General features: G+C 40.7%; 15 protein-coding genes. All 15 read right to left on the reverse strand.

What is annotated here, in order from left to right; genetic code table 11:
* From ACLGGR_RS01075 to ACLGGR_RS01145, 15 genes are read right to left on the reverse strand one after another with little or no spacing between them, the layout of a single operon-like run.
* Positions 1–555 carry a hypothetical protein gene (locus ACLGGR_RS01075; protein WP_410972341.1) on the reverse strand — a complete coding sequence of 185 codons (555 nt, stop codon included), beginning with the start codon at positions 553–555 and terminating at the stop codon, positions 1–3.
* Positions 524–1,519: a hypothetical protein gene (locus ACLGGR_RS01080; RefSeq protein WP_410972342.1), complete on the reverse strand. Its 996-nt coding sequence runs from the start codon at positions 1,517–1,519 to the stop codon at positions 524–526. Before ACLGGR_RS01080 ends, ACLGGR_RS01075 begins: the two co-directional genes overlap by 32 nt.
* 25 nt (positions 1,520–1,544) lie before the next feature.
* Complete coding sequence (locus ACLGGR_RS01085) at positions 1,545–2,738, reverse strand: acyl-CoA dehydrogenase family protein (protein WP_410972343.1); 1,194 nt, start codon at positions 2,736–2,738, stop codon at positions 1,545–1,547.
* Positions 2,704–4,014, reverse strand: coding sequence for a type III PLP-dependent enzyme domain-containing protein (locus tag ACLGGR_RS01090; protein ID WP_410972344.1), 1,311 nt, complete (start codon positions 4,012–4,014; stop codon positions 2,704–2,706). Before ACLGGR_RS01090 ends, ACLGGR_RS01085 begins: the two co-directional genes overlap by 35 nt.
* The gene (locus ACLGGR_RS01095; RefSeq protein WP_410972345.1) at positions 4,001–5,257 is read right to left on the reverse strand and encodes an ATP-grasp domain-containing protein; all 1,257 of its coding nucleotides are present in this window, start codon (positions 5,255–5,257) and stop codon (positions 4,001–4,003) included. Before ACLGGR_RS01095 ends, ACLGGR_RS01090 begins: the two co-directional genes overlap by 14 nt.
* Before the next feature lie 4 nt (positions 5,258–5,261).
* Positions 5,262–6,392 (reverse strand): nucleotidyltransferase family protein, encoded by a 1,131-nt coding sequence (locus ACLGGR_RS01100; protein WP_251215425.1) that lies wholly within the window; start codon positions 6,390–6,392, stop codon positions 5,262–5,264.
* Positions 6,379–7,515 carry an aminoacyl--tRNA ligase-related protein gene (locus ACLGGR_RS01105; RefSeq protein ID WP_410972346.1) on the reverse strand — a complete coding sequence of 379 codons (1,137 nt, stop codon included), beginning with the start codon at positions 7,513–7,515 and terminating at the stop codon, positions 6,379–6,381. The genes ACLGGR_RS01100 and ACLGGR_RS01105 overlap by 14 nt, the downstream gene beginning before the upstream one ends.
* The gene (locus ACLGGR_RS01110; RefSeq protein ID WP_410972347.1) at positions 7,516–8,367 is read right to left on the reverse strand and encodes an HAD hydrolase family protein; all 852 of its coding nucleotides are present in this window, start codon (positions 8,365–8,367) and stop codon (positions 7,516–7,518) included. It lies immediately after the preceding gene.
* 3 nt (positions 8,368–8,370) lie between these two features.
* Positions 8,371–9,453, reverse strand: coding sequence for an inositol-3-phosphate synthase (locus ACLGGR_RS01115; protein WP_251215428.1), 1,083 nt, complete (start codon positions 9,451–9,453; stop codon positions 8,371–8,373).
* A 24-nt stretch (positions 9,454–9,477) separates the two neighbouring features.
* The gene (locus tag ACLGGR_RS01120; protein WP_323646808.1) at positions 9,478–10,284 is read right to left on the reverse strand and encodes a histidinol-phosphatase; all 807 of its coding nucleotides are present in this window, start codon (positions 10,282–10,284) and stop codon (positions 9,478–9,480) included.
* 15 nt (positions 10,285–10,299) lie between these two features.
* Positions 10,300–11,073, reverse strand: a complete 774-nt coding sequence (locus ACLGGR_RS01125; protein ID WP_410972348.1) for an SDR family NAD(P)-dependent oxidoreductase — start codon at positions 11,071–11,073, stop codon at positions 10,300–10,302.
* Positions 11,074–11,087: 14 nt separating this feature from the next.
* On the reverse strand, positions 11,088–11,816 hold the full coding sequence (locus ACLGGR_RS01130; protein ID WP_410972349.1) for an SDR family NAD(P)-dependent oxidoreductase: 729 nt from the start codon (positions 11,814–11,816) through the stop codon (positions 11,088–11,090).
* The gene (locus tag ACLGGR_RS01135; protein ID WP_410972350.1) at positions 11,813–12,802 is read right to left on the reverse strand and encodes a phosphotransferase enzyme family protein; all 990 of its coding nucleotides are present in this window, start codon (positions 12,800–12,802) and stop codon (positions 11,813–11,815) included. The genes ACLGGR_RS01130 and ACLGGR_RS01135 overlap by 4 nt, the downstream gene beginning before the upstream one ends.
* Before the next feature lie 4 nt (positions 12,803–12,806).
* Positions 12,807–13,358 (reverse strand): AAA family ATPase, encoded by a 552-nt coding sequence (locus tag ACLGGR_RS01140; RefSeq protein WP_251215433.1) that lies wholly within the window; start codon positions 13,356–13,358, stop codon positions 12,807–12,809.
* Between the two features lie 13 nt (positions 13,359–13,371).
* Positions 13,372–14,406 carry a hypothetical protein gene (locus tag ACLGGR_RS01145; protein ID WP_410972351.1) on the reverse strand — a complete coding sequence of 345 codons (1,035 nt, stop codon included), beginning with the start codon at positions 14,404–14,406 and terminating at the stop codon, positions 13,372–13,374.
* Between the last annotated feature and the right edge of the window lies 1 nt (position 14,407).

Here is a 14,407-nt window from a genome sequence, read left to right on the forward strand (position 1 = left end):
TTAATGATCTGACTGCTGAATCGTCATTGCGAAAATATGCATAAATGGATTATCTTGAAAGCGAATTTCATCAAAAACTACTTTTTGCGAAAAGGTGAGCGAATCAAGCCATAGGTTTGATGTCAAATGATGATTAATGCCGGATACCGTATGAATATAATCAAATGCATATGCCGCTCGATCATGAAATGCAGGTTCACGTTCAATCACATCCGTTAATGAAAGCCGAGTCTCACAGACAACGTACCCGTCTCGTAATAATGAAATCTCTTCGTAAAGATTGCCATTGGATGAACAGCCAACGACATGAAGCGCTTCTGCTTCAAGTGGCGGAAAACGAAGAGACTGTCCCTCTAATTCAATATTGTCTCCTTGATCTTGATATATGAACTGAAAAGGAATCCCTTCGATAATAGGATCTTGCACGTTCATGATTAACTCAGCCGGCAAAGAAGCTCCGCCAATTGTTAATTGGCCTTTGTCATATTCATTTTGATATGTGATGCCTCTGTTATTGACATAATCATGAAGAGAGAGAGTTTGATAGGTCTTCATTTTGAATCACCTCTTTTAGTTCTGTAAGCAGGCGGGTCTCCACTTCTAATGTTTTTTGAAACCGATTCGCCGTCCTGTCTATCATACTGCGAGGATTTTTACTGAGGCCTACTCTAGCCGTAAAATTGGCGAGCACTGTCCAGCTTTGATAAGCATCTTCAAACGCTTGAATAAGGGGATGTAAAAGCTCATTTTCATAAGAAGATAAGAATGTCACCATATGTTTTCTAGAGTTGGCCACATCCTTTAATCCTTCAAAATAAACATTGTCTAATAAATTTCCATTTTCATTGTCTTTGATACTATCAATATAATCCCTTTGAATGACTGTAATAGCACCTAGCCCTGTGACAGCTCCAGGCAAATCAAAATGCGGCGGTGCTCCTTCTAATATGGCTGCATGCTCCTTTAATATCACCAGCACATCCGGTTCTTTCTGAAGTTCCACATGTTTGATCCACTTATAACGATTCTCGGTTCGAGGTGTATGTTCATATACAGAGCGGGCAGCTTTCATCAAATGGTCTTTACTCAATGTGCCATGATAGGAGTAAGCATGGTCACTGACCACTGCATGATCATCATTTACCTCAAGTACTTCCAATGTGTGATACCCATGTTCTCTTTCGTAAAACGGACAGTACGGTAATTCAAATATATCTAAGGAGACAGAGACAGTCCCTCTGCTTGGATGCTGTTTAAACACACGGTTGATATACAGGTCTAATTCCTCTTCTGTGTAAAAAATTTCTTCTAAATGAATGCCATTATGATGGAGAATATCCTCGCGAAAATGTTTAAAGGAACCGATCAAAACAAACCCTTGGTCTTGAGGTCTATAAACAAGGCCTGCCTGCCTCCAAACCCTATCAATTTCAATCCCTTTTCTAAGAAGCATGGCTGCAATCGTTAATTGAGAACAGTTTAAATAATTGTTTCGGTAAATAGGTGCTGCAGTAGCCACATATGTCTCCTCCTTTTTCTTTTCATCATACCCAGCGATTTTTTAACGGGATAATGCCCAGCTCTTTTTTCGCAATCACTTCTTTTAATAAATCTTCAGAAGGGGGATGAAATTTTGCCGCTTTCACATCTCGGCTTAAACGTTCAAGCAACGATCCTTGCTGTAATGAAGAAAAACCCTCGACCTGAGAAGCTAGCTGCACGATTTCTTCTGCTGCTTGCGTCACAAAATGTTTTGTAATCAGCGTCTTCGTATACAGTTCACTTGAGTAATGATTTTGTTTCTTTTCTTGATCTGCTTGCTGAGCGCAAGCCATAAGCTGAGAATGTGCAACATCTAATTTAATTTTCATATCTGCTATACGAAATTGCTGGCCTGGTAAAAAGGCTGATTTTTTCTTAGAAATTCGATCATTTCTTTTATATGTCATACCGAGGGCATGTTCATATGCTGCTTTTGCAATGCCATAATAAACAGCTGTAACAGCTAGACGAAACCAATAGATTAAATTTTCAGTATCTTCTATTGCATAGCCTTCTCGACCGATGAGCTGATGATCGGGTATAAACACTTGGTCAAAATGAATGTGATGACTCATCGATGCTCTCATGCCCGAATAATTCCACGATTCCTCAATCGCAGCGCCTTCACTCGGTAATGTCATTAAGAGCGCAGTCATTCCATATTGAGATGTGCATGACGACGGCGCATACTGACAATAAATCGGTAAATATTTAATCCGTGGTGCACCAGTCACTGTGAATTTAGTTCCACTCACAAGATATCCGCCATCTGTTTTCTCTGCGGTAATGGTCGGAATCCCGTCCATTTGCTTACGCTGATAAATAAAAATCACATTCGGATCGCTAACAGAAGCGATTAGCTCTCCTGAACTCCGAATATCGTCAAAAACGACGGCCTGCTGCTCACTTGTAAGCACTTCAGAAAATGCACCAAGTGAATAGTAATGCATCGCCATAATGAGACCTGTTGATGCGCACCCTTTAGATATGTGTGACAAAAGAGTCACCGTTTCTTCAAATCCATATCCAAGACCCCCGTCTTGTTTCGGCATATTGGCGGCATGTAATCCACAATCGATCAGCTCGTCTAGATTTTGATGCGGGAACTGAAATTCGTCATCAAACTGACCCGCCCTTTCCGAAAATTGCATAACAAGACGATCAATCGTTTCTTGACGAAGCTTCGTCAGTGTCATATTCATCCCTCCTTTGTTTAAACAATAATCTATTTTGTTTCAATAAAAGATCATCCGGGGTCCCTCTATCTCGAATGACATAATCGTTTCCTTCAAACAAAAGCAGCTCTAGCGGAGAAGAATGACCTAAAAATAAGGTAGGGCTGTAGCAAAGTCCATAAGCCCCTGATTTCTCAATACAAAGAAGATCACCTACATCGCCTTGCGGAAGCTCTACCTGCCGGCCAATTAAGTCTTCAGGAGTACATAGTGGACCCACAATCGATTGTTTCACTACAGCCGAGGGCTTGCTAGAAGGTTTAATGAGCCGCATCGGATAATTATTGCGGAGCAGCCTGCCTCTAAACGTCATCGCTTGATGATGATGCATTCCTCCATCTGCAATTAAAAACGTCTGCCCTTTTGATTCTTTTACATATTGTATAGTTGTTAAATAAACACCACATTCCGCTAAAAGGAATCTCCCCATCTCAATAATAAACCTCGGAAATTCCAGCTCAGTTTCGTACGCTCGAATCAATTCCGCTACGTGTTGAAATAACCGTTCAGCATGAAGAGGTGTCTCATGCTGAAAATACGGAATTCCAAACCCGCCGCCTAAATCAACCATTTGGCATGTTAGTCCATATTCTTTTTTGATTCGAACAGCTGTATTGAGCGTGTATTCAAACGATGATAAAAGCGATGTTTCATCAAGAACCTGCGTTCCCAAATACATATGAATCCCTTTAAATACGAGAGAATGATCATACTTCTGAAATAGGTCAAATACGTCCTTCAGTTTGGATTCATCTATCCCAAATGGACTTGGAACTCCGCCCATTTTGATTTTTGCTCGTGACTCAATGGATTCAGGATTAATCCGAATGCCTACTGATGCCTGTTTATCCTGATGCTTTGCAGACTCAGCGATATAAATGAGCTCTTCCTTTGATTCGGCGATAATACAATAGATCTCATGCTGGATAGCGACATCGATCTCTTGCTTCTGCTTACCAGGGCCAGAAAAAATGATATACTCCGGGGAATAACCTGCTTTTACAGCCATAAGGAGCTCTCCTGCAGAAGCCACTTCTATACCAGCCCCAAAAGACCGTAACAATGACGCAATCGAGACATTTCCATTGGACTTAAATGAAAAGAACACCTCAGCTGATTGATGGAGCCATGCTGTAATGTGATCATAGTGATCTTTTAATGCATCTCCATCGTATACATACATCGGCGTCCCATAACCATTCGCTTTCTCTAAGAGCGTAGAGTCATTTTTCGGCAAATTCTCTCCCCCTTTCTGCTGAAAATTCCATATCATCAAACTTTGTCAGCATATGAATCTGCTTGTCCTTCTTCATATGGTAAAACAATATAAACAGTCGATAGTGCCACATATCAGCGGCTCTCGTTTTACCGAAAGTATAAATAAAAAACCCACCATCTTCTCCCGGATCGAGTGCTTCTGTTACCTCCGTTAACACATCTTCAAACGGCAGTTCGGCACTGCATGAGAATCTTTTAAAGCGGCTTTCAATATATTCGTAGGTTGAAAAAAAACGGCAAATGATTGGGAGTAAATAAGTAACCTGCGTGAACCGGGCATTTATTTCAATGATCGGTATGAGCTGTTCATTTTCATCAATAATCGAATCAACGCCAACCACACCTCGATACCCTTCTTCATATAGAAGCTCTATGATTCGATGCATGCATACTTCATATTCACGTTTTTTGTCCTGTTCATAAATAGGCGCAAAATCGGTCCCTAAGTAGATGCCGTCCTCATTGATTTTCTGTTCTGTAATTGAAAGTAAGTGTGATCCTTCCTCTTGAATGAGCAATTGGGCATTTAAAGATCGCTTAATTGGATGCCACCCCTCTAAGAGGAGGTCTGTTTGGATTTTTCTTCTTTCAATAAAGGTCACTAGCTGCATGAATTCTCTCTCGTTTTTTAAAATACGAAGTCCCTTACCAGATGATCCATAAGGTATTTTCAGAACCATTTTTGAGAAATGATTCGCCCTTAATTCTTCATACGTCTGTTTTAACTCGTCAGCATTTTGACAAATAGCACCACACGTGACGGTAAACTGATGTTCTTCTGCCCATTTTCTAGTCGAAACCTTATGATTGAATCGCTTTACAAGTGTTGAATTTGAGCCATAAATCTTTCTTTTTTCAAGAGATGATGCTTGTTCAACCGATTCATCTAAAAGATAAGGTACAATGAGTCCCTTTACATTGAACGCATCTTCTTTTTGAACCATATGCGGAAGCTTGACACCTTGCTTTTCCAAATAGGCTAAAAAAGCAGGTTCAGGCTGATGATGCATGATGACATGATGATCCTTAGAAGCAATCAATAGCAGTTGTTGTTCTTGCTGGAGAACCAGTTCATTTTGAACATGGTCTGTCATAACAGGTAAAGCCTTTGTTTGATCCCAGCTTTGTTCTTGATTCATATTCCCAAACCATATGACGTCGTTTCTTCCCTTAAAATCAAATAGCGCTGCCGGATCTTTCATCACACTACTCCTTGTGAACAGAATGCTTTTGTATTTCTAAAGACCGATTAATGTGAAAGAATCGTTTACGAATGGGCTGATTCCAGGTATGAACGACATCATTTGCATCCAGTACTTCGGATAAATAAGCAAGTGATTCAGGCTGAAGTGCATCCATGACAAGATCAGGAATCGTATGAGGAAAGACTTCATTCACATAATGCAAAGCAAAATAGACCATCTTTTCAAAGCCATACGCTTTCGTTCGACGGACAAACAACTCCACATCCAATAGGTCTTCTCTCATAAACATGCCATATATATCAAGCAGCTTATAAAGCAGTAAATCTTTCATTGACTCGACTTCATTTAAATAAATCGCCTCTTTGTAAAAATGAATACATAAGAAAATCAGCATATCCTCTTCTTTTAATGACCATACAAGATGCTCGTCAACAGACGTTTGAATTCGTCTAGACAGCATTTCTTGGACAATTGAATCTGTCCGGTTTCCTGTCATAAGGTCAACTGAAAACTGAACATCGATTTTATGACAGTCAATAAAGCGGCATTCTGGTGTAGGTTTCATGTAGGTGTAGGTTTGATGTGAGTTCATGATGAGGTAAAGAATGTCTTTTCGTTTCGCAGGTGTGACTGTCTCCGTTTCATAATTCCAAGAACCTTGTATATAGCCTAATTCTTTTAATACATGTCCAGTTTCTTGCAGCTGATCTTGTGAGATAAAGAGATCGTTGTCCCCAAATAAGCGAAGCCCTACATCGCCGTATGCCCACTGGCCAATCACACTTCCTTTTACAATGGCATACTCAATTCCTTTTTGATCAAGTGCTTGGAATAACTGATCGTTTAACGTGATATTGTCTCGTGCCGTTTCTAATTGCCCCTTATACATAATCTCTAATGACTTTAAAAAATAAGTTGCTTTAAAATCTTTTCTTAAATGAATGGCGTAACGTTTAATATTTTTCCATGCAATACCTGCTGTCCGGTGAACATGCAGCATTCCGAGAATGACATTCCAGTCTTGCTGCTGATGCAGAAGCTCCTGCATCTCTTCTATCTGGCTGTCTTCTAAAAAAGGAGTAGATAAAATGAGGGCTGTGTGCTCTTCTTGAGTCAGATTACTTTGCAGCATATTGCCCCTCCTTTATATGAAGCATTTGATCCGGCCAATTCTTTCGATTTCGACCGTATGTTTGTAAAAATACTTGAACCCATCGATCGATACCAAATGCGGCACAACCCGAATAAAGCGGCTTATCATCTTCCCCCTTGATTTGGAACCTTTCACAAAGCAGCTCTCCACAGTCGTTAAATGAAGCGATCGAAACGTCTTTCTTTTCTGTCACAGCTACTAACTCATATTTGCTGTTCGCCATTAATTGATAATTCGCTTTATCCATATCATCATAAAAGAAAAAGGGGTCATTTGCGGTGGTGACCTTACCACTAAGGCCAAGCTGATGAAAACATTGCCATGTGTGTTCAAGAAGTGTTTTTCTTGTTTCGTTGATGTATTCGTTATTACCGATAAAGACAATTTCACGCATACTAAATTCTAGTTTCCTTAGAGGATCTACTTTCCAAGAAATTTCATGTCTAAAACACTGCCCCGCTGCTGTCATCATTTGATTGTCTGTATAGGTCTTCCCTTCCCATTCCTCGTAGCAGTGATAACAAATGCAAGGCTGCAAAAAACGGCCTGCTTGCTGGAAGTGTTCAGGCAGAAAACCATGATGCTTTTCTCGAATGTCATCAATAATTTGGTAATCATGAGGTATTTCAAAAACAGAATAAATATTTTGCGGAAAATTCGTATGGTATTTACACTTTTCCATTAATTCTTTACTCATCGTAGAAGGGTATCTTCTTAATTTGGCTCCAAGTGAAGCCCCCATATTTAAGAATAATTGATCAAAATAGTGTGCAAGTTCCATTTCAATTTCATCATAGAAGGTTCTCTTTTGGTCATCCCCGCTTAGTTTCGAATGAACAGGCTTACTGGATAAAGGAATATTTGATTTCATTTCCTTTTCACGAAACCTCCGCAGTTGAGCTACATTTGACGATAACTTTAAAAACGCAGCTGATATTGCCTCTGCATCTCCCGTATGATCGACTGTTACTTCAATAACAGATTCCTCTTCAAGAAGATCAACGTGCAAAATATGGGCTGATAGAAAAGAAACTCTTTCCACAAAATCTGGTATCATTGTATCTTCTAGCGCATCTGGTAAAGGCAGCTGAAGGGTTCTCAACTAAATTCCTCCCTTTTCATTGATCACTTTTGGTGCTTCTAATGGTTGTGAAACTTTATCAAGATAGTCATAAATAGACTCCCCCAGATGAACATCACATAACTCAATCGCCGATGGATGGCTATCTTGAACTGCCAGCCCCCACCTCGCCTTCTTGAGCAGCAGTCTGTCATTATGACCATTTCCAAAAGCAATCACACGATTTAAATCACTTTCTCCAAAACAATCTAATAAATGGCGTTCAAGCATTTCTGCCTTACAAATTCCTTTTGGGGATATCACTTGTGCATTTAAAAACTGGGCATCCGCAACATCACAATGACAATCTCTTAATAGATGAGCGATATCTATTTTTTCTTTCGGTAAAATAAATAGTTTTGTCACACGGTCAAATGTGAATTCTTTCTGATGACCAACCTCTATTTTTTCTCGTGGAAATGTGTAAAGCATGCAATATTTCAACTTAGCGCTTTTACTTGATGCCACATGCTTCCCGTGTGATTCCATGACAAATTCAGCTTGACCATCAAGTAATGAGATGACCTGCCGGCATATAGCAGCATCTAGATATTGTTTCACGTCAAATGTTTTCTTTTGATGGTGGCAAATCACATTTCCATCATTTAGCAAAACATCATGATGAAATAAATCGAGTAAAGATGGATCTAAGTTCAGAGAGAAAAAAGAATCATAGGTTCTGCCTGTGACAATTATTGAAATAATGCCTCTTTGGCGCAGCATGTTCACTGCGCCATGGACATCACCAATAAGCTCGCCTCGGTCATCAATTAATGTTCCATCCAAGTCAAAAGCGGCAAATTTTATCTCGCGAAGATTTAGTTCTGCTTCCACTGATCACACCTTTTTCAGCTCAGCATTTGCTACATATTCATTGAATAGACGCAATGATTCTGAATCTACTTGTCCAATTGGAGGGCTTTTGAATAAGAATGGGCAAACATCATGTATGACACCACTGTGATTCAAATCTTTAGCTGCTTTTGCTACGCGCATTGCGTTAGCAATAACACCAGCTGAATTCGGAGAATCTTCTACTTGTAAACGGATTTCAAGCGAAATGTCTGAATCTAAAACGGAATTTCCTTCCAATCGCAGGAAGCAGACTTTATGATCCCCTAAGTAGCTGACATAGCCATTTGGACCTGCTGCCACTTCGCTGGCATCAATACCAGAGGCAAATAATGCTTTTCTCTTCGATTTTTGTTTACTCGTTGATCTCATTGGGTTGGCAAGGTTTAAAAAGTCTGTATTGCCTCCGACATTCAATTGGTACGTATTGGTAATATCAATCCCTCGGGATTTTAATAGCTCAATTAACGCTGTATGCAGTGTTGTGGCACCTAAATGACTTCTTAAATCATCTCCAAGGAGCGGGGTATTCGACTCTTCAAACATTTTGACAAATTCAGGATCATTTGCCACTGGTTCAGGTGTCGCATTAATAAAGGCAGTTTGCGCGTGTGCACACGCCTCTGCGTATACTCGAACTGCTTCAAACGAACCTGTCGGCAAGAAGCAGACTAGTACATCTGCCTGAACGTCCTTTAATCTTTGCGTCACATCATGTGTGTTCATTTTTAATGAATGTTCATGCGGCTGAATGCAGTTGGACAAATCTCCTTCAAGACCATCACATAAAGGACCTGCTTCAACAGGTACTTGGAAAAACGGAACATCAATATGTTTTACTGCAGCTGTTGGTTTAGTAAAAATAGCCTCTGATAAGTCTTTTCCTACTTTATTTTGATCTACTTCAAAAGCTGCAACAAATTCCACATCAGACAAGTGATAACCTCCAATGACATCATGCATAACACCGGAGAGCGTATCCATCTTTTCCTTTGCCAATTCTACAAATTGAACGATACTTGAAGCGCATGATCCTACTCCTGCAATTGCTACGCGAACTTTTGTCATTTTCATAACCCCTTTTTTTAGAATTTATAGAGCCAATTTTCGCTTTTGACGAGATTGAAAAATATACCATTCCTTGTAACCCAATTCCTTCAGCGTCTGTTTTACTTTCAGCCAATCATCTGCTACTCGGGCTGGCTGATGTGCATCTGAGCCAAACGTGACATCCACACCATAAAATTTGGCTCGCTCTAATAGATCCATTGATGGATACCAGCCGCCGCAGTCTTTTGTTTTGCCAGATGTATTCACTTCAATGACGGAACCACTCTCCGCAATTGCTTGCAGTGCATCATCGACAGCTTCTGTTTTGAGATGAGCAATCTCTGGATAAAAACCTTTTAAGGCGTCAATATGGCCTAAAACGTCGAACATTTGACTCTCAGCAGACATTTTAATCAACTGATAATACGTTTCTTTTTCAATGATGGCTTGCTGCTCTGTGATTCGTTCCCATCGTTTCCGGTTAAATAGGTCATATCCATTACTGACATGAACCGAGCCAATGATATAATCAAATGGATAATGTCGATACACGTCTCGGTATAGGGCCTCGTGTTCTGGAAAATAGTCAGATTCGACACCTAACAGCACATGAATTTTTCCGTCATATTCCTTTTTCAACTGCAGGACTTCCTCTATATATGATTGAAATTCACTTTTAGCCATCGCTACCCATGGTTTAAAGTGGTCAGCCTCTTCACCAAAGAACGGGGAGTGATCTGATATTCCAATAAAATCCAGACCTAATTTGACAGCCTCATCGATATATTCTCTGATGTTCCCTTCCGCATGACCACAGCGTTGATGATGTGTGTGCAGATCAAATTTCATGCAATTTTTACTCCTCTACATGGCAGTATAGCCGCCGTCAACCATCAAATTTTCTCCTGTAATAAAACTCGCTTCATCTGAAAGAAGGAAGATGACAGCAGATGCGATCTCTTCTGGATCAGCGGTTCGTTTCAACATGTGCATCCCGCCAATATCAGGATGCTGATTTGCTTGCTCTCTTGTCAATCCAAGCTCTTCTAAATGGAACCGCTCGTTATTTTTGTTCCATACCGTGCCTGGATTCACTGCGTTTACACGAATACCCGCATCCGCCAAATCCATTGCCATGCACCGCGTCATATTGACAACAGCTGCTTTTGTCGCGTTATATGTTAAATATTTTGGCTGGGCAATGTGGCCTGAAATAGAGGCAATATTTACAATCGATCCTTTTCCTATTTTCTCCATGTAAGGCGCAGTGTGTTTGACACAAAGAGCTTGTCCCATAATATTCAAATCCATGATGCGCCGCCATTCTTCAACGGTTGCTTCAAGCCCCCGCATGATAAAAACGGCTGCACAATTCACCAGCATGTCAATTTTCCCAAAATGATTGGCTGTTTTTTTGATCATTGAAACAATGGATGCTTCATCTGCAATATCAGCCTCTATAAACAAAACATCATATCCATTTGCTTTGAGCTGTTTTTCTGCTGCAATTCCGTAATGTACATGGTGATCAGCAATGGCGACTTGTGCACCTTCTTGTGCGGCTCGTTCTGCAACCGCATATCCAATCCCCTGAGCCCCGCCTGTCACAATAACCGTCTTTCCTTTCATACCTCGCATGTAGCTGCCTCCTCTTACCACTGAAGTCTTTGCCCGTCTCTCAACAATTCTCCTGTTGGTCCATCTCGGGGCAGCTGTGCCGCCCACACGATTCCTGATGCACCTTCCTGTATGGTTTTAACAGCCTCTGATGTCCCCATGTCCGTTTGTACCCAGCCGGGACACACTGCATTCGCAAGGATAGAATAGGGTGCCCCCTCTAAAGCTGTGACTTTTGTGAGAACATGCAGCGCCGCTTTTGACATCCGGTAGTAAGGACCGCTTTTTCCGTCACGCCTCACATCGTCTGAGGCGTAGATCGCAGAGAGCCTTCCCATACCGCTAGATACATTGACAATCCGTCCATATTCAGCCTCTTTCATGTAAGGAAAAACGGCCTTGGTCATTCTGACTGCACCATACACATTCACATTCATCGTTTCTTGGAGTGTCGATACAGGAAGATCTAGAAAAGATGGAAATGTGTGATCCTTTATGTTGTCATGAAAGACCCCGGCATTATTAATGAGCACATCCACTCTCCCGAACGAATCTTTCATAAATGCCGAGAAACGTTCAACCGATTCTTCATTTGTTACATCCAGCTGAATTGGCACAACATGCTCAGTCATTTCAGACGCAGCTTTTTTGGCACTTTCAAGCTGCCGTGCAGTTAAAATAACAAGCATTCCACACTGCGCAAGCTGTCTGCATACTTCTTTACCTATGCCCCTATTTCCACCAGTGACAACAGCGACCTTCATATTCTCATCTCCTTTTGGAGATACCAATCTTCCTTCAGCTGGTTCGATGCAGATTCTAGTGCTTCGAAAGACCAATCAATATACCAGTTTAGTAAGTGAGGTGTATAGGTATGCAGCAGTGTTAAATACCGCCCTGTTGGAAGATATAAAAGTCTGATAAAAGCAGATATAGAACGCCATTCATATTCGGATAAGTCATCTGCATATGCCTTTAAAAATTGAATCGTTTTCACAATATCTAGTTGAAACGTTCCTCTCTTGATTCTCGTTAACAAAAAAGCAGATATAGCTGCATCATATACTCGCGGTCTATAGCCAGCTGTATCAAAGTCAAGAACCATGGCAAGCCTTTTGTTACGAATTAACAGGTTGCCAGAATGAAAGTCACCATGTGTAACAGCATGAGGTAATGCTTCATATATACTAAGGTTTAGCAGCGTAATGATATTCATTAGTTCCCGTTCATATACTTTGAGTAAAGCAGCAGCCTTTTTAGAAGAAACAACCTTTTTTAGGGCGTAAGCCGTCTTGCCGAGCGTTTCGTCCGGAGAAGTAATCCAGTTCTTCAATTCGCAGTTTGGATTCACAGGTCCTTTCGGTAAGTTCTTCAATGAATGGAGCTGTTTTAATACCCGGATGGCTTCTTGTTCATCTGAACGATTGCCCATTTCATATGGTCTTCCTTCAAAATAGGGCCGCAGCTGCCAAAAGTGTTCTTTGAATAAAATGGTCTTACGACGGTCTTCTGCCTCCATCATAGGTTGAATCGGGAAGCCATGATCAAGCAGAGCATCTGTTAATTCCTCTAAATATTGAAGCCACTTTGCATCATGATTTCTCGCACATTTTTTTAAGACAAAACGGTTTTTGATCGTTTCGACAAGCCATCCTTCATTAGGGCTTCTTCCGTTTAAAGGTGTTAAACGAATCGGCTGTTCCGAAAACCAATATTTCAGGACATTATTAGCATCATCTAATGTCGTCATGTCCTCACCCCTTTTTCTCAAGGTTTTTGATTTTCATTAGCACCTGGTCTGCATCGTCCCGTTTGTCTATGCGCAAGCATTTCACATGTGATTCTTCTTTTAATTTGTGAAAAAGCTTTTCGTTTTGATGAATCACCTCTGGATAGACTTGAAAGGCATATGAGAAAAATTGGAGCGCGTTCCCCATTCGCTCCTTATTTCCATTCCAAAGTTTCTCCCTTGTGATGAGCCGTTTGAATGTCCTTTTCATGAGACGGGGGAATGTCTGTCTTCGTTTGACATCAAGCCAAATGATCGTATCAGCATATTCAGCCAATATGTGGTGAACAGATGAATATTGACCATCGACGACCCATTTCTTTTGTTTGACAATTTCATGAACGTTATCGATAAACACCGGCTTATCTGTTTTTTTCCAGTTCGCTTGCCAGAATAGGGCATCGAGTTCATAGTGAGGTAACGTTAACTCCTGCTTCAATTGATGTGCAAGGGTTGTTTTTCCAGATCCAGGCGGACCGACAATCCAAATTCGCTGGCTAGCTTCTTTATTTTTCAAGTTGTTCCCTCCGTTACAGAACACGTTGATGCTTTTGAATGTCGTCTCTCACTTTTACTAGCAGATCAAGTGCTTCATCCCAATTTAGGTTTTCTGTTAATTCAAATACGGGCGTTTCGCTTGAATGAATGGACACATCTTTACATAATAGATCTAATGCTTCCGCCGAAAAGCCATTTTCCTTTAACAGCTGGCCAAAAAGTGTATGCGCGGGAGTCAGTCTTGTATCAGGTGTACTAAAATAGTGAATCATTCCCGCCATCGCTTCTACAGGACCCGGTGACAGGTGAATGCCATTAAACCGAGTACACACGTTAGATAAACCAAACCGTTTTTGCTCCGACAGCAGCATGTGTTTAAAAGAACCCGCTTTAGCCTCTTTAGGGTCCGTTGCACCGATGAAATCTTCTCTCAACATCCTCATTGGCTGCTTTGAAAAACATTCAATGACGATAATAGACTTTGCAGGTTCAGTGAACCACTCTATTTGACAAGGGTGGAATGAATTGAGCAGAAGCATTTTTTCTCCATCCACCTCGGCCTCTATGGCGTATGTGCCCGCACCCAGCTTGTCTACCTTAACGTTTCGGGTTAACAGCTCTAAACCATACGGCGTGAGTTCTGTGTACTTTTGTAAAAATTGATGGCCTCCATATATGAAATGTTCCTTCTTTTTAAACTCTGGATATTTCAAAGCCAGCATCTTTTTTGCTGCATCTGACACTTCACTCAGACCATTTTTAGAAATTTTATTTAGCATCCCATATTGATTTTCAATGATTTTCTTTTCTTTCAAATATAAGGATGATATAACGCGCACGGCTCCTATTTCTACATCACGATCATCTAATCGGTGGAGAAGTTCATCTAGTATGAGATCAAGCTGTACACCTTTATTGATGCTTGTTAATTCAGGCTTTAGCATCAACAGAAGATGGTGTTGGTTCAATTGTTGTTGTTTTTCAATTTCATAGGGATGAATGGTCACTGCCATAGGTTCTTTTGTATGAATACATGCATGTACGGCTTCAATGACTCTTTTTTTCATC

This window comes from Bacillus sp. BD48 (assembly GCF_046566805.1).
GTDB lineage: Bacteria > Bacillota > Bacilli > Bacillales > Bacillaceae > Bacillus > Bacillus safensis.

Bases quoted from the DNA above. Each gene is read 5' to 3' on its own strand.
- ACLGGR_RS01075 (WP_410972341.1), bottom strand. From the start codon at position 555: ATGAAGACCTATCAAACTCTCTCTCTTCATGATTATGTCAATAACAGA.
- ACLGGR_RS01085 (WP_410972343.1), bottom strand. From the start codon at position 2,738: ATGACACTGACGAAGCTTCGTCAAGAAACGATTGATCGTCTTGTTATG.
- ACLGGR_RS01095 (WP_410972345.1), bottom strand. From the start codon at position 5,257: ATGAAAGATCCGGCAGCGCTATTTGATTTTAAGGGAAGAAACGACGTC.
- ACLGGR_RS01100 (WP_251215425.1), bottom strand. From the start codon at position 6,392: ATGCTGCAAAGTAATCTGACTCAAGAAGAGCACACAGCCCTCATTTTA.
- ACLGGR_RS01115 (WP_251215428.1), bottom strand. From the start codon at position 9,453: ATGACAAAAGTTCGCGTAGCAATTGCAGGAGTAGGATCATGCGCTTCA.
- ACLGGR_RS01120 (WP_323646808.1), bottom strand. From the start codon at position 10,284: ATGAAATTTGATCTGCACACACATCATCAACGCTGTGGTCATGCGGAA.
- ACLGGR_RS01125 (WP_410972348.1), bottom strand. From the start codon at position 11,073: ATGCGAGGTATGAAAGGAAAGACGGTTATTGTGACAGGCGGGGCTCAG.
- ACLGGR_RS01130 (WP_410972349.1), bottom strand. From the start codon at position 11,816: ATGAAGGTCGCTGTTGTCACTGGTGGAAATAGGGGCATAGGTAAAGAA.
- ACLGGR_RS01135 (WP_410972350.1), bottom strand. From the start codon at position 12,802: ATGACGACATTAGATGATGCTAATAATGTCCTGAAATATTGGTTTTCG.
- ACLGGR_RS01145 (WP_410972351.1), bottom strand. From the start codon at position 14,406: ATGAAAAAAAGAGTCATTGAAGCCGTACATGCATGTATTCATACAAAA.